Source organism: Lachnospiraceae bacterium (genome assembly GCA_025758065.1).
Lineage (GTDB): Bacteria > Bacillota > Clostridia > Lachnospirales > Lachnospiraceae > Enterocloster.
Window position 1 is genome coordinate 1,763,113 of record CP107199.1, and the last position, 24,388, is coordinate 1,787,500.

A 24,388-nucleotide genomic window follows, 5' to 3' on the forward strand; every position below is an offset into this window, starting at 1 on the left:
ACTTGCAAATTTGTGCTACATGTATATAATAAGACTTATAAAATCATATAATGATATATAATCAATTATCATTTTTAAGGAGGAATTATGAGAGACTTACATGCATCACAGATTAAGGCCGCAGTTGAGGCAGTGAAAGCCAGAAAGGAGGTCAATGAGGTTTATTTCGTCGCTTGTGGCGGATCCCAGGCAGTGCTTATGGCTGGACAGTATATGTTCGATAAGGAGAGTTCGATCCCTTCCCACGTATACACCGCGAACGAGTTCGTATATGATACGCCGAAGCGTCTCAATGAGAACTCCGTCGTGATTTCCTGCTCACATTCCGGAAACACACCGGAGACCGTAGAGGCAACGAAGCTTGCACGTTCCAAGGGCGCCCTTACGATCTGCTTATCCAACCTCGAGGGTTCTCCACTCTGGGAGGCAGCAGAGTATCCTGTTCACTATGACTGGGGTAAGGAAGTAAGCGATTCTGATAAGAATAAGGGTATCCTTTACGGCTTACTTTTCAGCCTTCTTTCCGTACTCGCTCCAGATGCGAAGTGGGATGTATGCCTGAAGGAGCTCGAGAAGCTGACCGATCTTTCTGCACAGGCGAAGGCACAGTACGATGCACAGGCGAAGGCATGGGCGAAGCGCAACAAGCGTGAGAAGACCATCTACACCATCGGCAGCGGCATCAACTATGGTGAGGTTTACTCCACCGCGATGTGCTGGTTCATGGAGATGCAGTGGATCAACTCCGGATGCATCCACTCCGGTGAGTACTTCCATGGCCCGTTCGAGGTAACCGATTATGATGTTCCATTCATGCTTGTAAAGTCCATCGGTCACACCAGACACCTCGATGAGCGTGTAGAGAACTTCGCAAAGAAGTTTACAGAGGATCTGCTCGTACTCGATCAGAAGGATCTCGATCTTTCTACGGTAGCTGATGAGGCGAAGCCATATGTTGCAGCCATCCTTACCGGCGTGGTGATCCGTCACTTCGTAGAGGCGATCGCCTTCGAGCGTGGTCACTCACTCGATGTTCGTCGTTATATGTGGCAGATGCAGTACTAAGATACAGTACGAAGAGGAAAATATATGTCGCTTAAACTGGTTATTTTTGATGTAGATGGACTGCTGCTCGATACAGAGAGGGTATGGCAGGATGTATGGTATGATACGGCAAGAGACTTCGGGATCGACGACTGGAAGAGAGAGGACTTTCTGAATGTGGTTGGTCGCAGTGGACAGCCGGTGTATGATTACATGGAAGAGTTGTTCCGTGGACGCTGCTCCACAGAGGAATTCATGAAAGTCGCCCGTCAGCATGGAGTAGAGCGTCTGGAGCGTGAGCTCACCGCAAAACCGGGTGCCGTGGAACTCCTGAACTGCATCAAAAAGGCCGGACTTCCGTGTGCGGTAGCGACCGCCACCAGTCGATCACTGACGGAGGAGCGCCTGACTCGCTTACAGCTCATACAGTACTTTGACTATATCTGCTGTGGTGATGAGGTCGTCGAGCGGAAGCCTTCGCCGGAAGCGTACCTGAAGGTGCTTGCGAAGATGAATACAGCACCGGAGGATGCACTGGTTTTCGAAGACTCGAAGGTGGGCGTCCAGGCAGCCTGGAATGCCAGGATCCCGGTCATCATGGTGCCGGATCTGATGCCGCCGACGGAAGTCCAGAAGCGACAGGCCATAAAGATTATCGCCTCTTTATCAGAGGCTGTTCCAATCATAGAAGAATTAAGTAAGGATGGTACGAAACATGAAAGATGCATTTGATGTGCTGATGATTACACATGCAGGATTGTGCAAGGGATATGCAGATGCATTGAAGCTGATCCTGGATATCGACGAGGATGATTTCGGGACGCTGTCGTTCGAAAACGGAGAGTCACTGGATGACTTTTCAGAAGCAATCCGTGCGACGATCGAGGAGAGATATAAGGATCGGAATCTGGTCGTCCTTCTGGACCTTCCGGGAGGATCGCCGGCGAATACCGCCTTACCATTCATGAGCTCGTCGAGAAAACTGATCGCGGGTGTAAATCTCCCGCTGGTACTGGAAATCATGGCAATGAAGAAGAGCGGTACGACATGGGAGGAGCTGGACCTCGATGATACCTGTAAGAGTGCAGCCCAGAGCATCGTACTGTACAACAACTTTTTAAATGGAGGAAATGTATGATTAAGTTAGTTCGTGTAGATCATCGTCTTTTACATGGCCAGGTGATTTTTTCCTGGACCAAGCAGGTAGGCACCAACTATATCATCGTCGCCGATGATAAGGTTCCGAATGATCCGATCAGCATGATGGCGCTCAGCATCGCGAAGCCGGTGGACTGTGAGCTTAGTATCATTCCGTTTTCACAGCTTCGGAAGCTGGTGGATGAGAATGCCAGCAAGAATATCATGATCATCGTAAAGGGACCGGCAGAAGCACTTCAGCTTGCGAAGGAGCTTCCAGAGGTGACCGAAATCAATTATGGCGGTGTGGCGAAGAAGGCCGGTTCGAAGGAGTACGGTAAGGCCGTGTACTTAAATGAAGCAGAGCTGAAGGCCACCCAGGAACTGATTTCGATGGGAAAGAAGATCTATATTCAGATGGTGCCATCCTCCCCGATCGAGCATGCATCATTTGAGAATTAAAAAAGGAGATGTCGTATGCTGATTAAAGCGATCTTACTCGGTTTAGTTGGTATCGTCGGTGTCATCGACTCCAGATTGATCGGACGTCAGAACATCGGCAGACCACTGATCCTGAGTACACTGGCAGGCCTCGTATTAGGCGATGTCAGACAGGGTGTAATTTTAGGTGCATCCCTGGAACTTATTTCCATGGGATTTGTAGCGATCGGAGCAGCCGGACCACCAAACATGCAGTTCGGAAGTATCATCGCCACTGCGTTTGCGATTCTTTCCGGTGCCTCCACGGAAGCGGCACTGACCCTCGCCGTTCCGGTCGCCGTCATTGGCGAGTTCCTGAGTGTCATCATGCGTATGGTGATCGCGCAGTTCTCTCATGTAGCGGATAAGGCCATCGAGAACGGACAGTTCAAGAAGGCGATTCATATCCACCTCTGGTGGTCCTTCGGCTTCAACGCGCTGGTTTACTTCATCCCGATCTTCCTGACCGTTTACTTCGGTACGGATCTAGTTACGAACCTGGTAGCTGCGATTCCGCAGGTCATCACGAACGGCCTCACAGTCGCTGGTAACCTCTTATCGGCCCTCGGATTTGCGATGCTGCTGAGTTCAATGCTGTCGAAGAAGATGTTCCCGTACTTCCTTCTCGGCTTCCTGATCGTCGCATATTCCGGTCTCAGCCTGATCGGTGTGACCATGTTCGCCGCGATCCTGGCATTCATCCTGGATAAGGTTCTGTATGGAAAGGGGGCAAATGCATAATGGAAAATCAGAAAGCATTAAAGAAGGTAAGCGATAAAGACTTACGTAAGGTCTTCCTGCATTCCCTCGCGATTATGTGCTCATGGAACTATGAGCGTCAGATGCACATGGGCTTCATGTATGGCATGGCACCGGTGCTTGACAAGCTGTATGCAGATGATGAGGAGAGAAAAAAGGAAGCGTATCAGCGGCATATGGAGTTCTTTAACTGCACACCGCAGCTGACACCGTTTATCATGGGCCTCGCCGCTTCCATGGAGGAGCAGAACGCAAATTCAGAAGAGGGTGAGTTCCAGACCGAGTCGATCTCCATGATCAAGACCAGTCTGATGGGGCCGTTCGCCGGCATCGGTGACAGCTTCTTCCAGGGAACCATCCGAATCATCACCTTCGGTATCGGCCTTTCGTTCGCACAGCAGGGCAGCATCCTGGGACCGATTCTCGCAGTACTGCTGTTCGCGATTCCGTCATTGCTGTTTGCCTACAATGCAACCTTCTTCGGCTACAGGTCAGGTAATAAATACCTCGCGAAGCTGTACCAGGAAGGACTTATGGATCGCGTAATGCACTTCGCATCCATCGTCGGTCTCGCCGTCGTCGGCGGTATGGTAGCCAGCATGGTGTCCGTCACCACGCCGCTTACCTTCTCCACCGGTGGTACGAATCTGGTCATCCAGGATATGCTGGATTCCATCATCCCGAAGATGCTTCCGTTCGTATTTACGCTGGGCATCTACAATCTCGTTCAGAAGAAGGTCAATACCAACGTCCTGCTGATCGGCATCGTCCTCTTCGGCATGGTCATGGGTGCACTGGGCATTCTCTAAACAGAGCGATACACTTCTTTAAAATACCACAGGGCACTGTGGCATACCCCTGAAAAAATATCCAGACTTCCTGCATGCATAGTGAATTCGAGATCCGGAAAGTACTATACCGTGCGGGAAGTTTTGTTTATAATGAGAACTTATTTACATGATGACTTAGATGACATGGTGACGTATGCAGGAATCCCGCTTATTTGCAGAGGGGACTTACGTATGAGCTCACGCAGTGAAAAGAAAGGATAGATAAAGATGAAAGAATTTACATATGTGATCAAGGAAGAACTCGGACTGCATGCGAGACCAGCCGGACTGCTGGTGAAGGAAGCGAAGAAGTTCCAGAGCGCTACGACGCTCGCGGCGAAGGGAAAGACCGCAGCTGCCGGCAAGCTGATCGCCATCATGAGCATGGGCGTCAAGCAGGGCGATGAGGTGACCGTGCAGGTCGAGGGTCCGGATGAGGATGCTGCGTTCGAGGCACTCGAGAAGTTCTTCCAGGAAAATCTGTAATTCATCGATCGATATAGAATCTGAGGGGACAGGAAATGGAAAAATACATCGGAAAGTCCGTTTATAAGGGAACGGCGATCGGTCCGATCAATGTTCTGAAGAAGAGTGATGGCATCGTAAAGCGTCAGCATGTCGAGGATGTAGCGGCAGAGCTCCAGCGTCTCGAGGATGCGAAGAAACAGGCGCAGGCCCAGCTCGGCGCGCTTTATGAGAAGGCGCTTCAGGAGGTTGGCGAGGTGAACGCGCAGATCTTCGAGGTGCATCAGATGATGCTCGAGGATGAGGACTACCAGGATGCGATCCACTCGATGATCGAGACGGAGGAGCTCAATGCTGAGTACGCGGTGGCGGTCACCGGAGATAACTTCGCCGAGATCTTCGCGAATATGGATGATGAGTACATGCAGGCACGTTCCGCGGATGTGAAGGATATCTCGAATCGTCTGATCCGGAATCTGAGTGGTGAGGAGGAGCTCGACTGGGCGCATATGGAACCGTCCATCATCGTGGCGGATGACCTGACACCGAGTGAAACGGTGCAGATGGATAAGCGTAAGATCCTTGCGTTCGTCACCGTCCATGGCTCGACGAACTCCCATACCGCGATCCTCGCGCGTATGATGAACATCCCGGCGCTGATCGGTGTGCCGGTGGAGCTCGACAGTCTCCATTCCGGTACGATGGGCATCGTCGATGGCAAGGATGCCGTGTTCTGCGTGGATCCGGATGAGGCAACCATCGCTGCTGCACACGAGATGCAGGCGAGGGCGGCAGAGCAGAAGCGGCTGCTTGCAAACTACAAGGGACGTCCTTCGGTGACGAAGAGTGGCCGGAAGGTAAACGTATATGCAAACATCGGCAGTGTTTCAGATGTCGCATATGTACAGGAAAATGACGCGGAGGGCATCGGCCTGTTCCGCAGTGAGTTACTGTATCTCGGAAAGACCGCGCTGCCGGATGAGACTGAGCAGTTTAACACGTACCGTCAGGTGCTACAGACGATGGGCGGAAAGAAGGTGATCATCCGAACGCTCGACATCGGTGCGGATAAGAACGTCGATTACCTCGGACTCGGAAAGGAAGATAACCCGGCGATGGGGTATCGCGCGATCCGTATCTGTCTGAAACAGCCGGATGTGTTTAAGACACAGCTCCGCGCACTGCTTCGTGCGGCGAAGTACGGAAACCTCGCCATCATGTATCCGATGATCATCTCCGTAGATGAGGTGCTTCGGATCCGTGAGATCGTCGCAGAGGTGGCGGCAGAACTCAAGCGGGAGCAAATCCCGTATGCGATTCCGGAGCAGGGCATCATGATCGAGACGCCGGCAGCAGTGATGATCTGTGAGGAGCTGGCAGAGCTCGTCGATTTCTTCAGCATCGGCACCAACGACCTCACGCAGTATACACTTGCGATCGATCGCCAGAATGAGAAGCTGGACGAGTTCTATAATCCACATCATGAGGCGGTTCTTCGGATGATTCAGATGACCATCGATGGCGCGCATAAGGCGGGCAAGTGGGCCGGCATCTACGGTGAGCTCGGTGCTGACACGACCCTGACGGAGCGTTTCGTCGAGATGGGCATCGATGAGCTGAGTGTCGCACCATCTATGGTGCTCAGCGTGCGCAGTAAGATTTGTGAGATGGCGTAACGCCGTTCATAGCACGAAAAACAGAAGATAAATAAACGATAAATAAACGAAGCGAAGGGGCAACCACACGAGATGTGTCGGTGCCCCTTCTGAACTTTATGGAGATAAATCTGTGATTGTGTTTGTGCTGGTTCTGGCTGAAGCGTCCTTCTGTTGTGGATCGAAGCTCAGTTCGACTTGATCTTCTCGTCCATGACCGTGGAGTCGTTTGTGGAAACGACATAGGTGACGCGATCACAGCGGACCGTCGTCAGCGAGTAGTGGATCGGCTTACCATCCTGATCATAGCTGATTTTATGAATCGAAAACAGCGGGTCGCCGACGTTGCACTTCAGAGTATCTGCGCTGTGGCTCTGCGCAGCCTTTCCGTCGATTTCGAGGACGGAATGATTCGGCCGGATATGATAGCACTCATCCATCACCTGGTAGAACGAGCGATCTTTCGAAAGTGTCGTGATGAAGTCCGGGAAGCGGGCATCCTCGATGTAGATCTTATCGATCGCGATCGGTTCGTTATCCTGCCAGACCAGACGCTCGATGTAGACGACCTTCGTCCCCATCGGAATCATCAGCTTCTCTGCGATATCCTCATCCGCGTTCAGGAACGATGCCTGGATGATATCGTGTCTGGACGCGTGTCCAAGGCTCGACAGACTTTCCTTGAAGCCGCTGGTCTTATTCAGATACAGCTTGTCCTTCTTGAAATTGATGAAGGTGCCCTTTCCCTGGACCTTATTGACATATCCCTCATCGGATAAATTCTGTATCGCCTTTCGAATCGTGATTTTACTCACATTATACTGGTCACTTAGCTCGTTCTCCGTCGGAAGCTTATCTCCCGGCATGTACTGCTTCGACAGGATACGGTTTTTAATATCTGCCTCCACCTGCAGATACAGCGGCTTGCTGCTATCCATGATCATCATTGTTTCCATCTCCCCTTCGCATCAGCGATGATATAATTAAATGCCATATCATCATATTGTACCAAGTCGCTAGCGCGACGGCCAGCCCCAGATACAATTTTTGTTGTTAGTTTTTTTAAGAAAATATGCCATAAAAGTCACCCTCTTATAGTATAGCACCATAGCACCATAAAAGCAAGTATAAAAAAGAAAATTTGTCAAGTTTTTAAAACAAAGAAAAAAGCCAGCAAATATGCTGACTTGAGGATAAAATATATTTCATTAACTCTCAAAAAATAAAGTGCTAAATCCTAAAGACGGGAAGATGTCTGGTTTACCATAATAAGTGAGGAAATGTAAACTTTTTATGAAGTCGTTGAATTAATTTACGTCAAGTGATACAATGTATTAGATTGTATCATAAGCGTATTGTCTGTATTTTACAGGTCAGACGCAGGTTGAAAAGAATTTGTATTTTATATAAGGAAGAGAAGTTAGGAGAGCAAACCATGAACGTAATTGAGAAACTGTTCGGGACTCACAGCGAAAGAGAATTAAAGATGATCCGTCCGATCGTCACAAAGATCGAAAGTCTGCGCCCCGAAATGATTGCCAAGTCAGATGAGGAGCTGCGCGATCAGACCCGTATCCTGAAAGCAAAGCTGGCTGACGGAGCAACTCTGGATGATATTCTGCCAGAGGCATTTGCTACTGTCCGTGAGGCGGCAAGAAGAACACTTAACATGGAGCATTTCCCGGTACAGCTGATCGGTGGTATTGTACTCCATCAGGGACGTATTGCAGAGATGCGTACAGGTGAAGGTAAAACATTAGTATCTACCTGTCCAGCTTATCTGAACGCATTAAAAGGAAAAGGCGTACAGATCGTTACTGTCAATGATTATCTGGCAAAACGAGATGCTGAGTGGATGGGACAGGTACACCGTTTCCTGGGACTGACTGTGGGTGTTGTATTAAACGACATGAACAGTGCGCAGAGAAAAGAAGCTTATGCCTGCGATATTACCTATGTAACAAATAATGAACTTGGTTTCGACTATCTGCGTGATAACATGTCCATTTACAAAGAACAGCTGGTTCTGCGTGATCTGGATTACTGTATCATCGACGAGGTTGACTCTGTTCTCATCGATGAGGCAAGAACACCTCTTATCATTTCCGGACAGAGCGGCAAGTCTACTAAGCTGTATGAAGTATGCGACGTTTTAGCACGTCAGTTAGAGCGCGGTACTGTTTCAAAGGAATTCTCCAAGATCGATGCGATCATGGGTGAAGAGATCGAAGAGACAGGCGATTTTGTAGTAGATGAGAAGGATAAAGTAGTCAACCTGACTGAACAGGGCGTCAAGAAGGTAGAGGAATACTTCCACATTGATAACCTGGCTGATCCGGAGAATCTGGAGATCCAGCATAATATCATCCTTGCCCTTCGCGCAAACAACCTGATGTTCCGTGATAAGGACTATGTAGTTAAGGATGATGAAGTCCTGATCGTTGATGAATTTACCGGACGTATCATGCCAGGCCGCCGTTATTCAGATGGCCTGCATCAGGCAATTGAAGCAAAAGAGCATGTAAATGTACGCCGCGAAAGCCGTACACTGGCAACTGTTACCTTCCAGAACTTCTTTAACAAGTTTACAAAGAAGGCAGGTATGACCGGTACCGCTCTTACAGAGGAGAAGGAATTTAGAAACATCTATGGAATGGATGTTATTGTGATCCCCACCAACCGTCCTGTTATCCGTAAGGATCTGGATGATGCTGTTTATAAGACAAAGAAAGAAAAATACAAGGCAGTTGTTGATGAAGTTGTAAGGGCTCATGAGAAAGGACAGCCGGTTCTGGTTGGTACTATTACCATTGAAACTTCCGAACTTTTAAGTAAGATGCTGACTAAGAAGGGCATTCCGCATAAAGTCCTGAATGCCAAGTTCCATGAGCTGGAGGCTGAGATCGTTGCAGATGCAGGTATTCATGGTTCCGTTACCATTGCTACCAACATGGCAGGCCGTGGTACCGATATTAAGCTGGATCAGGAATCCAAGGATCTGGGCGGTTTAAAGATCATTGGTACAGAGCGTCACGAGTCCCGCCGTATTGACAACCAGCTGCGTGGACGTTCCGGACGTCAGGGAGACCCGGGTGAATCCAGATTCTATCTGTCTCTGGAAGATGATCTGTTAAGACTGTTTGGTTCTGAGCGCCTGATGCACATGTTTGAGGCAATGGGTGTACCGGAAGGTGAACAGATCGAGCATAAGATGCTTTCCAATGCAATTGAGAAGGCACAGATGAAGATCGAAGGCAATAACTTCGGTATCCGTGAGCAGCTGCTTAAGTTTGACGAAGTAAACAATGAGCAGCGTGAAGTTATCTATGCAGAGCGCCGTAAGGTTCTGGATGGAGATAACATGCGCGATCTGGTACTGAAGATGATCACTGACATTGTAGAAAATGCAGTAGATATGTCTGTTTCTGATGAAGATACAGCAGAAAAATGGGATCTTACTGAGTTAAATAACCTGCTTCTGCCAATTATCCCATTAAAGTCTGTTGCTTTGACAGATGAGCAGAAGAAGTCCATGAAGAAGAACGAATTAAAGCATACCTTAAAGGAAGCTGCGATCAAGCTGTATGAGACTAAGGAAGCTGAATTCCCGGAGCCTGAGCAGATCCGTGAGATCGAGCGTGTAGTTCTTCTGAAGGTTATTGACAATAAGTGGATGTCACATCTGGATGATATGGATGCTCTCCGCGAAGGAATCGGCTTACAGGCATACGGCCAGAGAGATCCGGTTGTTGAGTACAAGATGCAGGGCTATGAACTGTATGAGGCTATGATGGCTGCGATCCAGGAAGAGACTGTACGTATCCTGTTCCATATCCGTGTAGAGCAGAAGATAGAGAGAGAATCTGCTGCCAGGGTTACAGGTACAAACAAGGATGCAACTCCAGTAGCTCCAAAGAAGCGCGAAGAGCAGAAAATCTATCCAAATGATCCATGCCCATGCGGTTCTGGAAAGAAATATAAGCAGTGCTGCGGACGTATTAAATAGTCTTCTATATTTTGAGTTGAAAAATCTTCCTGTGCGGTCAAAACCGCGCAGGGGGATTTTTGTAAAGAAAAATAAAATTTAAAAAGAGAAAGCGGGTGAAGCTGTGGTTGAGTTAGATAATTTTAAATATACGTTATCAACGTATGACAAACCATTAGTGGAAGTGAGGGATTCACTTTGACCTGGATAATAAGGTCAGACGAATCGACGAATTAGACAAATCCATGGAAGAGCCGGGATTCTGGAATGATCCGGAGCGCTCGACCAGATTAGTACGGGAAGCAAAACACTTAAAAGATGAGGTGGATACTTTCCGTGAACTGGAACAGGAATACGAAGACATCCAGACCATGATCCAGATGGGGTATGAGGAAAATGATGCTTCTCTGATCCCTGAGATCCAGGAAATGTTAGATCATTTTTCAGAGACACTGGAAAAAATGCGTATGAAGCTTCTGCTTTCCGGCGAATATGATGGCTATGATGCTATTTTACGTCTGAATGCAGGTGCAGGCGGAACGGAGTCCTGTGACTGGTGCAGCATGCTGTACCGTATGTACTGCCGCTGGGCAGAGAAAAAAGGCTTTAAGGTAGAGGTTCTTGATTATCTGGACGGTGATGAAGCAGGCATCAAATCTGTTACCATTCAGATCAGTGGGGAAAATGCCTACGGCTACCTTCGCTCTGAGCACGGTGTGCACCGTCTGGTGCGTATTTCTCCCTTTAATGCAGCTGGCAAGAGACAGACTTCCTTTGTGTCCTGCGATGTGATGCCGGATATTAAGGAAGACATTGATATTGAGATCAATCCGGACGATATCCGTATTGATACCTACCGTTCCAGTGGTGCCGGCGGACAGCATATTAATAAAACATCTTCTGCTATCCGCATCACTCATTATCCAACTGGCATTGTTGTTACCTGCCAGAATGAACGTTCCCAGTTTCAGAACAAGGATAAGGCAATGCAGATGTTAAAGGCAAAGCTGTATATGCTCCGTCAGGAGGAGCAGGCAGCAAAGGCAGCCGGTATCCGCGGTGATGTAAAGGATAATGGCTGGGGAAGCCAGATCCGTTCCTATGTCCTTCAGCCATATACAATGGTAAAGGATCACCGTACAGGCGAAGAAAGCGGCAATGTTGATGCTGTGTTAGATGGCGCCATTGACAATTTCATCAGTGCATATTTGCGCTGGATGAGCCTTGGCTGTCCAAATAAAAATGCAGCCCAGGATGATTGATATTCAGTCATCCAAGGCTGCGGCAGGTCGTGATCAGGACTTTGCAATTAAAGGCAGCATAAGCTGCAAAGTGAATATATTTCCAGAAGCTTCAAAGGAATACAGGCCGCCATGTTGTGTGACAATGGCGGCCATACTTTTAATCCCAAAGCCATGACCGGGTTGATGATTGGAAGATTTTGGAAATTCTCCTTCCATTTGGATAGTTCCGGCATAGGCATTTTTTGTAGAGATCAAAAGCTTATTATTATTTACCAGTGTGCGCAGATAAACTCTGCGCGCTTTTTTTTCTATTAATTTGGAAGCTGCAAAAATGGCATTTTCCAGTGCATTGGAAAACAAGGAGCATAATTCTGTGTCGGAAATAGAAAGTGTTTCAGGAAGATTCGCTTCTATACAAAGCGTGACATTCATTTCCGCTGATTTTGCTTCAAAGGAAGAAAGTACAAGGTTTACGGTTTCGTTGGCACAGTATCGTTTAGGTGTAATGGCATCAATCTCCATTTCTGTCTGGGAAAGATATTCCTTTATTTTTTCCAGATTCCCTTCAGCGGCATAGCCGTTGATCAATGCCAGATGATGCCGCATGTCATGACGGTAGATCCGGGCCTGTTCCTGGTTTTGACGCTGCCTTGCTAAAGACTGTCTGGCAGATTCCAGTACCAATGTCTGCATTTCACGTTCATACTCTAGTTTGTGAATTTTTCTGGTACGGCCAAATACCATTAACAGAAGAAAATAGGCAGTCAGTGTACTAAGACCAATAAGAAAACGCAGAAGTACATTGCGTTCAGCACTCAGGTAGCCGCCAGATGCCAGGATCGTAGCATTATAAAGAAATGGAATAGCGCTGAATTTTAAAATGTCCAGGGACGAAAAAGTATCTAGCAGCTGCCCAAAGACCGGCTGCATAAAATGGTGAATGAGCCAGAGCATGATAAGACTGGTCAAAAGCAGAAAAAGGTAATCTACTGTTTTTGATACAGGCAGAAATTCCCGGGAGATCCGGGAAGCAAACATGGCAGGAACGCACATAAAAATAGCGCTGAGGGTGGCGAAAAAAGTTTTCACCAGTCCTTTGCCGGAAAGCTGCCAGAAAAGCAGAAATACCGGAAGCTGGGCAAAGAAAAAATAAAAGCGAAGATAAATTTTTATGCCCAGAACACAGCCGGCAAAAAACTGAAGCAGCGCGATGATGCCTGCACCGGCCCATAACAGACTGAGTTTGTTGCGGGACAGGCGGGCAGGCGTTGTATCTAACAGCATAGTCATGACGGCTATGGCGTAGATGATTATGGTCAGATTGGAGAGAGTCTGGATCATTCTGCGTTTTCCTCCAGTCTTCCGTTCAACAGGTAATTCATGTAGGCGGATTTTGCTTTTGTATAGGCATCACGGGAAACGGGAACGATTTTGCCTATATTGGTGGAAAAACCATTTTTATCAAGACCTGTTACCTGGTGCAGGTTAACCAGATAGGAGCGGTGGGGCTTGAAAAAGCTTCTGCTTACAAGGAGTTTTTTTTCATAGTCTGCCAGGCGGCCAGAAGCAGTGTGGAAGGTTCCGTCTGCCATTTTAAAGGTGACCAGATGATTCTGGACTTCTACAAAAACAACGTTAGAGATGAGAAGCCGGATAATACCGGTGCTGGTTTTTAAGGGGATATAAGGAGCATTACTTTTAAAATCGGCCAGCAGTTTGTCAAGCACTGGAAAAAGTTTATCAGCATCCAGTGGCTTTAAAAGGTAGTCGGCGGCATTGACCCGGTAGCTTTCTACTGCGTATTCACTGGAAGAGGTGAGAAAAATAATGGGAATAGTGCTGTTGGTCTGACGAATTTCCCTGGCAGCGTCCATACCTGTAATACCGGGCATAAGAATATCTAAAAGCAGCAGATCAAAGTGGTGGACCGGTATGGTCTCCAAAAGATCGGTGGCGTTTGTAAAAATATCATAAGTCAGGGAGCCGTCCCGTTTTAAACGGTATTCTTCCAAAAGGAAAGTGAGGCGGGAAAGCTCTGTCCGGCTGTCATCACAAAGAGCAATATGCATTGCGTTACCTCCAAATGTAAAAGCCGGGATGCGGGGGTATAGACCCGGTCTGATACTATATATTTTAACATAGGAAAAAGTATGGCTCAATAGAAAGCTTACATTTTACGTTGTTTGAGATACATTTCACGCAAAACTTATATTTTTTGCCATAAATATGTTACCATAAGTAATAGTACATCGTTCTCGAAATAACGATACCACTCACTTGTCTGCGAATCTGATTGCACAGGTCTAAAATCCTCAGCGTAGCCCGCTGTGTCTGCGTTTTTAGACCTGCACACTCAAATCCGCATCTTACGTGATCACTACAGTTATTTACGAAACGATGCACCAGCCGCAAAGCGGGGGATGAGTAATTTAATAAGTTGCAGTTTGGCCATGACATCTTCTTGTTTCCATATTCATGAAAACAAGAAGCATGGTGGAACTGTAACTAAAACAAATGGAAAGTACGAAGGGAGAAAATTATGAGAAAAAGAGTATTGGTATCCATTCTGGCTGCATGTGTAGCAGTAGGGATCAGCGCATGTGGAGGAAAGAGCAAGGCAGCACCAGCAACAACTGCAGCACCAGCAACAACTGTAGCTCCAGAGACTACAGCAGCACCAACCACAACCGCAGCTCCGGAAACAGAAGCAGAAACAGAAGCAGAGGAAGATTATATTCAGATTCCTGTAACTGTTGTAAACGGAACTGGCGTAGATATTGCAGCTTTAAGATTGTCTGGCGCAAGCCTGGACGAATGGGGGGATGATCTGCTGGATGGTGAGATCATGACTCATGGAACTTATGCAGAGCTGTTGTTAAATGTAGATGAGGACAATCTGGCCTGGGATATGCAGGTAGAAGATACAGATGGAAATTCACTGGAGTGGTATGATATTGATATCAGCGATATGCCGTCAGACGGTTTTGTAATTGAACTTCTCTGGGATGGTTCTGAGGGAACTGCAAATCTTCTTGAAGATATGACACAGTTAGAGGGCGATTATTCAGCGGTTCAGTAAATCGGCAAAAAGCAGTAAAAATAACGGGAATAAGATTGATCAAATTAGTATAAGGCGGTGGCTGAAAAAAGGCTGCCGTCTTTTTTATGTAGGTGATGGGTTCATTGATTTTTCGTTAATAAAAACAGTTGCATTTTACTGGAAAGTATGTTAATATCTTCCTCATGAGTACAGATGTGTTCACAATACGGACATGGACAGGGAGGAAAAAAAGGGGTTCATGGAAGATAAAAGTAAGTATTTTGTTGTAAAACAAAGGGCGGTACCGGAGGTCCTTTTAAAGGTGGTAGAAGCCAAAAAACTTCTGGAAACAGTAAGAGCCATTACCGTACAGGAAGCAGCAGACCGGGTGGGGATCAGCCGAAGTTCTTTTTACAAATATAAGGACGATATTTTTCCTTTTTACGACAATACAAAGGGGAAGACTATTACATTGGTAGTGCAGATGGATGACAAGCAGGGGCTTTTGAGTGATCTACTCCATGTGGTTGCTGTTTACAGAGCCAATATTCTTACCATCCATCAGAGTATTCCGGTTAATGGGGTTGCTACTTTGACACTGAGTGTGGAAGTAAGAGAAGATACAGAAAATGTATCAAGCATGATCGATGAACTGGAAGTTTTAGACGGTATCCATTATGTAAAGATACTGGCCAGAGAATAAATGATATGAAATTACAGTTCTGCCATGCACTGGTTTGAAGGAGAAAGTGTGTTGCAAGCTTGCTTGCATAAGCACTTTTTCATCCAAATCAGCATATGATGAACCCGCCGTGCTTCTTGTTTTCATGAATATGGAAACAAGAAGATGTCATGGCTGAACTGTAACAATATGAATATGGAGCATACAGGGAGCGAGAGATTATGATCAAGACAGCAGTTATGGGATATGGAACCATTGGATCTGGTGTTGCGGAGATCCTGGACAAGAACAAGGCAGAAATTGCAAAAAGCGCAGGACAGGAAGTTGAGTTGAAATATGTTCTGGATCTGAGGGAATTTCCGGACAGTCCGGTGGCAGATAAGATCATTCATGATTTTAAGATCATTGAAGAAGATCTGGAAGTACAGGTAGTAGTGGAGACTATGGGTGGATTAAATCCGGCATATCCATTTGTAAAGGCATGTTTGTTAGCTGGAAAGCATGTAGTTACTTCCAACAAAGCTTTAGTAGCTGCTTATGGAACAGAGCTGCTTGCGATCGCGAGAGAAAAGCAGGTTAATTTCTTTTTTGAGGCAAGCGTAGGCGGTGGTATCCCGATCATCCGTCCGTTGTACCGCTGTCTGATGGGAGAACGCATTGAAGAGATCACAGGAATCTTAAACGGAACCACCAACTACATCCTTACGAAGATGGATAAAGAAGGGGAGACCTTTGAAAATGCTTTAAAAGAGGCGCAGAATCTGGGCTATGCAGAACGTAATCCGGAAGCAGACGTAGAAGGCCACGATACCTGCCGCAAGATCGCCATCTTAACTTCTATGGCAACTGGAAAGACTGTTAATTACGAAGATATTTATACAGAAGGCATTACCAGGATCACAGATATTGACTTTAAGTATGCAGAGAAGATGGGAACATCCATTAAGCTGTTTGGAACCAGCCATATCAAAGATGGTAAGGTAAGTGCTTATGTAGCTCCTGTTATGATCAGCAAAAGCAATCCCTTATATTCTGTAAATGATGTATTTAATGGCATTGTTGTAAAGGGAAATATGTTAGGAACCACCATGTTCTACGGAAGTGGAGCAGGAAAGCTGCCAACAGCCAGTGCAGTAGTTGCGGATATTATTGAAGCAGTACAGAATATGGATCACAATGTTCCACTTGGCTGGACAGATGAAAAGCAGGAGATCCTTCCTATGGATCAAACTAAGTTCCGCTACTTTATCCGTTTTGCAGGCTCTTACAGAAACAAAGAGCAGGAAGTAAATGCATATTTCGGCAAGGTAGAAGCAGTAGAGCTGTACGGAATGGATGAATTTGCTGTTCTTACGAAAGAAATGACAGAAGGAGAATTAAAGGCAGCTGCAAGCGCCTTTGATACAAAAGCCCAGTCACGTTCTGATTATGGTATTAAACAGATGATCCGTGCGGTGCTGTAGCCTGTAACCGGATCATGGTCTGATTGCAAAATGTTTATAGATCCCTATGCGCAGGCACACAGACCTTATAGTATAGCTCCTTGGCAACACTTTCATAGTAAATGAAAAGCCTTTCTCCCGAAGAATGATAACGGGAGAAAGGCTTTATCTTTGTGAATCTGTCAGTTTAGTTAATTTGCCGGCATCTGCAGCTGCTGCTGCATCTGGTAGATCAGCTGATTGATCTGGGGACCTTTTACCGGATCACGGAGCAGATCATAATAATTGATCAGGCTGTAAAAGAAGAATATGGTAAGCGCAATTGCAATAATGCTGAAAATAAAACCAGCCAGTGCTTTACCAGGATATTTCTTTCCGGGACGGATGTCCGCATTTTTAGCCATAATGGCAAGTACAATACCGATCACTCCGCAGATCAGTCCCATCGGAGTGTTTTTTCCGCTTACAAGGGAAAAGGGCAGATAAAAAAAGCTGCAGATAATACCTGCAATGCCGCTGATCAGGGAACAGGCTGCCAGCTGTTCTGATGAGCTGGATGTTTTTCTTGGTTTTTTAGAAGTGCTATTCATAAGTTAAAGCAGGATCCTTTCGTATGGCGTGATTTTGAACAGCGGGTCCGCTCAGGTTTTGCGCGCGGATGAACTCCCTTGCCTGCTGATACAGACAGAACGCAACAAATGTCTGCTTACGCAGCCGCTTGTTTTTCATTGCGCTCATTATAGCATGTAAAAGCTGTTATGTCCAGTCGGGCAAAGTCTTGCATAAGGCATGCAGATGAATTATAATAAAATCTCAGAACAACAAAAAATATGTGAGGACTATCAATGGATATTATCAAAGCACTGGCAGAAGAACTGAATATTGGACGCCATCAGGCAGAGGCAGCTGTAAAGCTTATTGACGAAGGCAATACCATCCCATTCATTGCCAGATACCGTAAAGAAGCAACTGGTTCATTAAATGATGAAGTTTTAAGAAATTTAGATGAACGTTTAAAATATTTAAGAAACCTGGAAGACAGAAAAGAACAGGTCATCAGTGCCATTTCTGACCAGGGCAAAATGACAGCTGAACTGGAAAAACAGATCCGGGAAGCAGCAACTTTAGTAGCAGTAGAAGATTTATACCGCCCATACAAACCAAAACGCCGTACAAGAGCTATGATCGCCCGTGAAAAGGGCCTGGAGTCTTTGGCAAATGTGATCCTTTTACAGAATTTAAAGGAATCTGTGGAAAAAGTGGCAGAGGCCTATGTTTCTGGTGAAAAGGGAGTGGAAAACGTTCAGGATGCCATTAACGGAGCTATGGACATTCTTGCAGAAGGCATTTCCGATGATGCAAAATACCGCACCTATATTCGTAACATTACCATGAATAAAGGTCTTCTCCAGTCAACAGCAAAGGACGGGGAACAGAAATCTGTTTATGAAACATACTATAATTATGAAGAACCTGTAAAAAAAGCAGCCGGACACCGCATTCTTGCATTAAACAGAGGGGAAGATGAGAAAATACTCACTGTGAAGGTGGCAGCACCAATAGAGCAGATTTTACAATACCTGGAGAAGCAGGTGATCACAAGGGAAAATCCATACACAACACCTGTATTAAAAACTGTGATCCAGGACAGTTACAGCCGTTTGATCGCGCCCTCTGTGGAACGCGAGATCCGCAGCGAACTGACAGACAAGGCACAGGAAGGTGCGATCCGCGTATTCGGCAAGAATTTAGAGCAGCTTCTCATGCAGCCGCCAATTGCCGGAAAAGTAGTATTAGGCTGGGATCCGGCATTCCGAACCGGCTGTAAGCTGGCTGTTGTAGACAGCACTGGAAAAGTTTTGGACACAGTGGTCATTTTCCCAACTGCTCCCCAGAATAAGGTGGCAGAGTCAAAGAAGATATTAAAAGACCTGATCTGTAAATATGGCATTTCTTTGATCTCTGTAGGAAACGGAACGGCTTCCAGGGAGTCTGAACAGGTCATTGTAGAACTGTTAAAGGAATTAAAAGAGCAGGTACAATATGTGATCGTAAACGAGGCGGGTGCTTCTGTGTATTCTGCAAGTAAGCTGGCTACAGAAGAATTTCCTAACTTTGATGTAGGCCAGAGAAGTGCTGTTTCCATTGCAAGAAGACTGCAGGATCCCCTGGCTGAACTGGTAAAGATCGATCCGAAATCCATTGGTGTAGGCCAGTATCAGCATGATATGAACCAGAAGAATCTGGGAGAAGCGCTTGGCGGTGTTGTTGAAGATTGTGTAAATAAAGTAGGGGTTGATTTAAACACAGCATCTGCTTCCCTGTTGGAATATGTTTCCGGCATCAATAAGACCCTGGCAAAGAACATAGTGGCATATAGAGAAGAAAATGGTGCTTTTAAGAACCGTAAGCAGCTGCTGAAGGTGGCTAAACTGGGACCGAAGGCATTTGAACAGTGTGCCGGATTTATGAGGATCACAGGAGGAGATAATCCTTTAGATGGCACAAGTGTACACCCGGAAAGCTATGAGGCAGCAGGAAAACTGTTAGAAAAGTTAGGATACGCCGGAGAACAATTATCTCACGGCGGTTTAAACGGCATCAGTAAAAAGATTGTTGATTATAAGAAAATGGCCCAGGAAATGGGTATAGGTGAGATAACACTGCGGGATATTGCAGCCGAACTGGAAAAACCAGCCAGAGACCCGCGAGATGAAATGCCTCGTCCTGTTTTAAGAAGTGACATTATGGAAATGAAAGACTTAAAGCCGGGAATGGTATTAAAGGGAACTGTCCGCAATGTCATTGACTTTGGCGCGTTTGTGGATATTGGTGTTCATCAGGATGGTCTGGTACATATTTCCCAGATGACAGATCGTTATATTAAGCATCCATTAGAGGCTGTAAGCGTAGGCGACGTGGTGGATGTGAAGATTTTAAGCGTAGATATGGACAAGAAGAGGATTTCTCTTACAATGAAGGGAGTAAAGGATGGTAATTGATACTTGGGGTCCGGAGGAAACAAGGGCCTTTGGAAAGAAAATGGGACAGGAAGCAAGACCGGGGCAGGTGATCTGTTTAAATGGTGACCTGGGAGTGGGAAAGACTATATTTACCCAGGGATTTGCAGAGGGACTTGGGATTGATGAACCGGTAAACAGCCCGACTTTTACTATTGTCCAGCAGTATGATACAGGCAGACTGCCACTATACCATTTTGACGTATACCGTATCGGGGATATCAGTGAAATGGACGAGATCGGATATGAGGACTGTTTCTACGGGGACGGCGTTTCTCTCATTGAATGGTCCCAGCTGATCGAAGAAATCCTTCCGGAACATGTAACAGAAATTACCATTGAAAAAGATCTGGAAAAAGGATTTGATTACAGAAAGATACGGGTGGAGGAAAAATAATGAAGGTTCTTGGTATTGAAAGTTCATCTTTAGTAGCCAGCGTGGCACTTGTAACAGATGACATTCTCACAGCGGAATATACAGTAAATTTTAAGAAGACCCATTCCCAGACACTCCTTCCGATGTTAGATGAGATCGTAAAAATGCTGGGACTGGACCTTGAGACTATTGATGCTATTGCAACAGCAGGAGGACCGGGCTCTTTTACCGGTCTTCGTATTGGCGCGGCGACTGCAAAGGGGCTGGGACTGGCATTAAAAAAGCCTCTGATCCATGTTCCTACAGTAGATGCCATCGCTTATAATATGTGGGGGGCCTCTGGTCTTATCTGCCCTATTATGGACGCAAAAAGATGTCAGGTATATACAGGACTTTATCACATGGAAAATGGTATGGAGATCGTCAGGGAACAGTGTCCTATGGATATGGGAGAACTGATCAGCCAGTTAAATAAGCAGTCTGAACGTGTGATCTTTTTGGGAGATGGCGTACCGGTATACCAGGGCATGATCCGGGAAAAAATGACAGTTCCTTATGCATTTGCACCTGCCCAGATGAACAGACAGCGTGCATCCTGTGTGGCAGCTCTTGGCATGAAAGCCCTGAATGAAGGCTACACCGGAGTAAAAGTACAGCCGGCAGACGAATTTGTACCAGATTACCTGCGTAAATCCCAGGCGGAAAGACAGCGGGAGGCAGAAAACTCTCCGGATGGACAGGCTGGAAAGCTTCCGGGAGATTATTGATCACTGCTCATGGCAATGCATTTTCGGAATCTTCCCACAAAATCAGGCGCAGAAAGCTTACAGGAGAATATTACAGAGATTAGGAGAAGAAAACAAATGTGTGTAAAAGAAATTGGCCGGATTCGCCTGATGGAAGAAAAAGATGTAAAACAGGTGGAACAAGTAGAAAAACAGTGCTTTTCTGTTCCGTGGTCTGAACATATATTAAAAGATGGGCTGACTGGCCGGTTTGACACGTATTTGGTATGGGAAAAAGGCGGGATCATAGCTGGTTACTGTGCTTTAAGAGTCCTTGCAGATGAGGGGGAGATCCAGCGGATTGCAGTCCTTCCTTCCTGGCGCCGTAATGGAATAGCCAAAAGCCTGATGGAAGCCATGATACAGGTATCCAAAGAAAAGGGAGCTGTTCAGATGTCGCTGGAAGTGCGTGAAAACAACACAGGCGCCAGAAATCTGTATGAAAAGTATGGTTTTGTTCAGGAGGCAGTCCGCAAAAACTATTATGAGAATCCGGTAGAAAACGCCTGCATTATGTGGAAACATGAACTTTAGGCGGTATTTGGAACTTGCATAAACTATACTGCATGTATAAACTATACTGTAAGAAACTACCAGTAAAAAGAAGAATAAAATCCGTATATAATGGAGAGGGACGGAAGACGTTCCTCTCTTTCGTTTATATGTCCTCCCGGAGTCCTTCATGTCCTCCCGGAGTCTTTCCTGCACCTGCCTTTGTGGCCGATTTTCCGCCAGTCACACCCGAATTTCATCACCGTACGCACCACGTACGCCTCAAAAATTTGGGCACAACTGACGAAAAATCTTCTCACAAGATCAGGCACAGAAAGCTTCCGAGAGAACATTTTCCTGCAAAATCAGGCACAGAAAGCTTCAGGGAGAACATTTATGGCAATGCCATCTTTAGGTGGCAGATCCGACTACGAAATGAGGCAGAGAAAGGCGAGGATACAAATATGAGAAAAATGGGATCAGACGGGCAGCTGAAAAGGATGATATGCAATGCCTGCGGTAAGAAACTGGCAGTAAAACAGGGGATCGTGCTGGAAGGAGTTATAAGCGTTGATCATACATGGGATTATTTCTCAGAAAAAGATGGTCAGACAGATCATTTTGATCTGTGTGAAGAATGCTATGACCAGATGACTGCTGCTTTTAAAATAGCGGTAGAAACAGAAGAACAGACAGAGTATTTATAGGCAGTTACTCAATTTTCCTCAGCACTTGATTATTAAGCTGCAAATGTGATATGATTTGGAAAGCTAAATGTATGATGCTCCTGTATAGGATATACAGTGGGAACATCATAGAAGAAAATGAGGAAAAAATATGTTAGATATATGTTTACTTGGAACAGGCGGAATGATGCCTCTTCCTTACCGCTGGCTCACATCCATGATGGCCCGGTGTGCAGGCAGCAATCTTCTTATCGACTGCGGGGAAGGCACCCAGATCGCGTTAAAAGAAAAAGGATGGAGCCCCAAGCCTATTGATGTGATCTGTTTTACCCATTATCATGCAGACCATATCAGCGGTCTTCCCGGGCTTCTTCTAACTATGGGAAATGCAGAGCGTACAGAACCGCTGACATTGATCGGACCAAAGGGATTGGAACGTGTGGTAAATGCATTGTGCATGATCGCACCGGAGCTTCCTTTTGAGCTTAAATTTATCGAACTGACAGAACAGGAAGAAAGCCTGCAGATCGGTCCTTATGTGATCGATGCATACCGTGTGAACCATAAGGTGATCTGTTACGGATACTCTATCCGCATTCCGCGGAAAGGCCGGTTTGACGTAGAGCGGGCAAAGGAGCAGATGATCCCACAGAAATTCTGGAGTCGTCTCCAGAAGGGAGAAGTGATCGAAGCTGATGGCCGGACATTTACTCCGGATATGGTATTGGGAGCGGATAGAAGAGGATTAAAGGTTACTTATTGTACAGATACCCGTCCGGTTCCGGCGATTGCACAGCATGCAAAAGATGCAGATCTGTTTATCTGTGAAGGCATGTATGGCGAAAAGGAAAAGGCAGCAAAAGCAAGGGAATATAAGCATATGACTTTTTATGAGGCTGCAAACCTGGCAAAAGAGGCTCAGCCTTCCCAGATGTGGCTGACTCATTACAGCCCATCTCTTACAAGACCAGAGGAATATATGGAGGAAGTAAAACAGATCTTTCCAAGGGCGAAAGCTGCAAGAGATGGCTGGACTGTGGAACTGGAGTTTGATGAGGAGTAACAAGGTTTCCAAGATGACATATAAAGGATAAGGTGGAAATATGAATACAACTGCAGCAGAAGATGTTTTAATACTGGCGATCGAAAGTTCCTGCGATGAAACAGCAGCTTCCGTTGTGAAAAATGGACGTACTGTTCTGTCAAATGTGATCTCATCCCAGATCGCGACTCATACAGTATATGGAGGCGTAGTGCCTGAGATCGCTTCCAGAGAGCATATAAAGGCGATCAATTATGTAATTGAGCGTGCACTGTCAGAAGCGAACGTGACTCTTGAGGATATTACGGCAATCGGTGTTACCTATGGACCAGGACTGGTGGGGGCATTATTGGTGGGCGTGGCAGAGGCCAAGGCCATTGCTTATGCTGCCCATAAGCCGTTGATCGGTGTTCATCATATTGAGGGACATGTATCTGCCAATTTTATTGAAAATCCGGATCTGGAGCCACCGTTTGTGTGTCTTATCGTTTCCGGAGGTCATACCCATCTGGTAATTGTAAAGGGCTATGGAGAATTTGAGATCATAGGAAGGACCAGAGATGATGCAGCTGGTGAAGCTTTCGATAAAGTAGCCAGGGCTGTAGGTCTGGGATATCCGGGCGGACCAAAGGTAGATAAAGCTGCAAAAGAGGGAAATACCCATGCCATGGAGTTTCCGCGGGCAAAAGTAGCTGATTCTCCTTATGACTTCAGTTTCAGTGGTTTAAAATCCGCAGTGCTGAATTATATTAATCATGCCAAAATGACAGGAGAAGAAATTTATGTGCCAGATCTGGTAGCTTCTTTCCAGAATGCAGTGGTAGATGTCCTGGTAAGCAGGGCTATTACAGCAGCAAAGGAATATGGATATAAGAAGCTGGCTATTGCAGGCGGAGTGGCTTCCAACAGCGCTCTTCGTGCAGCCATGAAAGAAGCCTGTGATAAAAATGGTATTACATTTTATCATCCTTCTCCTATTTTCTGTACTGATAACGCAGCTATGATCGGCGTGGCAGCCTACTATGAGTATATAAAGGGAAATCGCTCGGGTTGGGACTTAAATGCAGTTCCCAACTTAAAGTTAGGAGAAAGATAACAGGAAAACAGGGGTAAGAAGGAATGAAAGAACATTGCACAGCGGTCATCCTTGCAGCAGGCAGAGGAACACGTATGGGTACACAGACAGCAAAACAATATCTGAAATTACAGGGAAAGCCTATCCTT

Annotated in this window: 25 protein-coding genes (1 of these 25 cut by a window edge); 21 read left to right on the plus strand and 4 right to left on the minus strand. The window is 46.2% G+C overall.

Annotated elements, in window-relative coordinates; all coding sequences use genetic code 11:
• Positions 1-87 precede the first annotated feature (87 nt).
• The 8 genes from OGM16_08240 (at position 88) to ptsP (ending at position 6,391) form a co-directional block, all read left to right on the plus strand.
• Positions 88-1,065: an SIS domain-containing protein gene (locus tag OGM16_08240; protein UYJ48211.1), complete on the plus strand. Its 978-nt coding sequence runs from the start codon at positions 88-90 to the stop codon at positions 1,063-1,065.
• A 24-nt stretch (positions 1,066-1,089) separates the two neighbouring features.
• Positions 1,090-1,776, plus strand: coding sequence for an HAD family phosphatase (locus tag OGM16_08245; GenBank protein ID UYJ48212.1), 687 nt, complete (start codon positions 1,090-1,092; stop codon positions 1,774-1,776).
• On the plus strand, positions 1,760-2,182 hold the full coding sequence (locus OGM16_08250; protein ID UYJ48213.1) for a hypothetical protein: 423 nt from the start codon (positions 1,760-1,762) through the stop codon (positions 2,180-2,182). The genes OGM16_08245 and OGM16_08250 overlap by 17 nt, the downstream gene beginning before the upstream one ends.
• The gene (locus tag OGM16_08255) at positions 2,179-2,643 is read left to right on the plus strand and encodes a PTS sugar transporter subunit IIB (GenBank protein UYJ48214.1); all 465 of its coding nucleotides are present in this window, start codon (positions 2,179-2,181) and stop codon (positions 2,641-2,643) included. The genes OGM16_08250 and OGM16_08255 overlap by 4 nt, the downstream gene beginning before the upstream one ends.
• 15 nt (positions 2,644-2,658) lie before the next feature.
• Positions 2,659-3,402 carry a PTS sugar transporter subunit IIC gene (locus tag OGM16_08260; GenBank protein ID UYJ48215.1) on the plus strand — a complete coding sequence of 248 codons (744 nt, stop codon included), beginning with the start codon at positions 2,659-2,661 and terminating at the stop codon, positions 3,400-3,402.
• A complete protein-coding gene (locus OGM16_08265) occupies positions 3,402-4,229 on the plus strand; it encodes a PTS system mannose/fructose/sorbose family transporter subunit IID (GenBank protein UYJ48216.1) in 828 nt (275 codons plus the stop codon). Before OGM16_08260 ends, OGM16_08265 begins: the two co-directional genes overlap by 1 nt.
• 249 nt (positions 4,230-4,478) lie before the next feature.
• Entirely contained in the window at positions 4,479-4,736 is a 258-nt protein-coding gene (locus OGM16_08270; protein UYJ48217.1) for an HPr family phosphocarrier protein, read from the plus strand.
• Between the two features lie 35 nt (positions 4,737-4,771).
• Positions 4,772-6,391 (plus strand): phosphoenolpyruvate--protein phosphotransferase, encoded by a 1,620-nt coding sequence (gene ptsP, locus OGM16_08275; protein ID UYJ48218.1) that lies wholly within the window; start codon positions 4,772-4,774, stop codon positions 6,389-6,391.
• Positions 6,392-6,558: 167 nt separating this feature from the next.
• Here the strand turns inward: ptsP and OGM16_08280 are convergent, their stop codons facing one another.
• The gene (locus tag OGM16_08280; protein ID UYJ48219.1) at positions 6,559-7,317 is read right to left on the minus strand and encodes a GntR family transcriptional regulator; all 759 of its coding nucleotides are present in this window, start codon (positions 7,315-7,317) and stop codon (positions 6,559-6,561) included.
• A gap of 488 nt (positions 7,318-7,805) precedes the next feature.
• Between OGM16_08280 and secA the strand changes: the two genes are divergently transcribed.
• On the plus strand, positions 7,806-10,376 hold the full coding sequence (secA, locus tag OGM16_08285) for a preprotein translocase subunit SecA (GenBank protein ID UYJ48220.1): 2,571 nt from the start codon (positions 7,806-7,808) through the stop codon (positions 10,374-10,376).
• 103 nt (positions 10,377-10,479) lie between these two features.
• A protein-coding gene (prfB, locus tag OGM16_08290; protein UYJ48221.1) for a peptide chain release factor 2 occupies positions 10,480-11,617 on the plus strand; the annotation gives its coding sequence in 2 pieces (ribosomal slippage) (positions 10,480-10,554 and positions 10,556-11,617; 1,137 coding nt in all).
• A gap of 33 nt (positions 11,618-11,650) precedes the next feature.
• Here prfB and OGM16_08295 read toward each other — a convergent pair.
• Both OGM16_08295 and OGM16_08300 read right to left on the minus strand, forming a co-directional pair.
• A complete protein-coding gene (locus tag OGM16_08295; GenBank protein ID UYJ48222.1) occupies positions 11,651-12,940 on the minus strand; it encodes a GHKL domain-containing protein in 1,290 nt (429 codons plus the stop codon).
• Positions 12,937-13,668: a LytTR family DNA-binding domain-containing protein gene (locus OGM16_08300; GenBank protein UYJ48223.1), complete on the minus strand. Its 732-nt coding sequence runs from the start codon at positions 13,666-13,668 to the stop codon at positions 12,937-12,939. Before OGM16_08300 ends, OGM16_08295 begins: the two co-directional genes overlap by 4 nt.
• Positions 13,669-14,138: 470 nt before the next feature.
• On the opposite strand from OGM16_08300, the gene OGM16_08305 reads away from it, so the two are divergent.
• The 3 genes from OGM16_08305 to OGM16_08315 all read left to right on the plus strand — a co-directional run bounded on the left by OGM16_08305 (position 14,139) and on the right by OGM16_08315 (position 16,784).
• On the plus strand, positions 14,139-14,678 hold the full coding sequence (locus OGM16_08305) for a hypothetical protein (protein UYJ48224.1): 540 nt from the start codon (positions 14,139-14,141) through the stop codon (positions 14,676-14,678).
• Between the two features lie 220 nt (positions 14,679-14,898).
• Complete coding sequence (locus OGM16_08310; protein ID UYJ48225.1) at positions 14,899-15,342, plus strand: ACT domain-containing protein; 444 nt, start codon at positions 14,899-14,901, stop codon at positions 15,340-15,342.
• 200 nt (positions 15,343-15,542) lie between these two features.
• Entirely contained in the window at positions 15,543-16,784 is a 1,242-nt protein-coding gene (locus OGM16_08315) for a homoserine dehydrogenase (protein UYJ48226.1), read from the plus strand.
• Between the two features lie 170 nt (positions 16,785-16,954).
• Here OGM16_08315 and OGM16_08320 read toward each other — a convergent pair whose 3' ends face one another.
• The gene (locus OGM16_08320; GenBank protein UYJ48227.1) at positions 16,955-17,353 is read right to left on the minus strand and encodes a DUF4190 domain-containing protein; all 399 of its coding nucleotides are present in this window, start codon (positions 17,351-17,353) and stop codon (positions 16,955-16,957) included.
• A gap of 255 nt (positions 17,354-17,608) precedes the next feature.
• On the opposite strand from OGM16_08320, the gene OGM16_08325 reads away from it, so the two are divergent.
• The 8 genes from OGM16_08325 to ispD all read left to right on the plus strand — a co-directional run.
• Positions 17,609-19,765, plus strand: a complete 2,157-nt coding sequence (locus OGM16_08325; protein ID UYJ48228.1) for an RNA-binding transcriptional accessory protein — start codon at positions 17,609-17,611, stop codon at positions 19,763-19,765.
• The gene (gene tsaE / locus OGM16_08330; GenBank protein ID UYJ48229.1) at positions 19,755-20,180 is read left to right on the plus strand and encodes a tRNA (adenosine(37)-N6)-threonylcarbamoyltransferase complex ATPase subunit type 1 TsaE; all 426 of its coding nucleotides are present in this window, start codon (positions 19,755-19,757) and stop codon (positions 20,178-20,180) included. Before OGM16_08325 ends, tsaE begins: the two co-directional genes overlap by 11 nt.
• Positions 20,180-20,926 carry a tRNA (adenosine(37)-N6)-threonylcarbamoyltransferase complex dimerization subunit type 1 TsaB gene (gene tsaB, locus OGM16_08335; protein UYJ48230.1) on the plus strand — a complete coding sequence of 249 codons (747 nt, stop codon included), beginning with the start codon at positions 20,180-20,182 and terminating at the stop codon, positions 20,924-20,926. Before tsaE ends, tsaB begins: the two co-directional genes overlap by 1 nt.
• Positions 20,927-21,022: 96 nt before the next feature.
• Positions 21,023-21,478 (plus strand): ribosomal protein S18-alanine N-acetyltransferase, encoded by a 456-nt coding sequence (rimI, locus tag OGM16_08340; GenBank protein UYJ48231.1) that lies wholly within the window; start codon positions 21,023-21,025, stop codon positions 21,476-21,478.
• Positions 21,479-21,900: 422 nt separating this feature from the next.
• Complete coding sequence (locus tag OGM16_08345; GenBank protein UYJ48232.1) at positions 21,901-22,143, plus strand: hypothetical protein; 243 nt, start codon at positions 21,901-21,903, stop codon at positions 22,141-22,143.
• A gap of 130 nt (positions 22,144-22,273) precedes the next feature.
• Positions 22,274-23,185, plus strand: a complete 912-nt coding sequence (locus OGM16_08350) for a ribonuclease Z (GenBank protein UYJ48233.1) — start codon at positions 22,274-22,276, stop codon at positions 23,183-23,185.
• A gap of 40 nt (positions 23,186-23,225) precedes the next feature.
• Positions 23,226-24,260, plus strand: coding sequence for a tRNA (adenosine(37)-N6)-threonylcarbamoyltransferase complex transferase subunit TsaD (tsaD, locus tag OGM16_08355; protein ID UYJ48234.1), 1,035 nt, complete (start codon positions 23,226-23,228; stop codon positions 24,258-24,260).
• 23 nt (positions 24,261-24,283) lie between these two features.
• Positions 24,284-24,388: the start of a 2-C-methyl-D-erythritol 4-phosphate cytidylyltransferase gene (gene ispD / locus OGM16_08360; protein UYJ48235.1), read on the plus strand. 597 nt of this gene lie beyond the right edge of the window; the window shows 105 of its 702 coding nt (coding positions 1-105); it begins with the start codon at positions 24,284-24,286; its stop codon lies beyond the right edge, outside the window.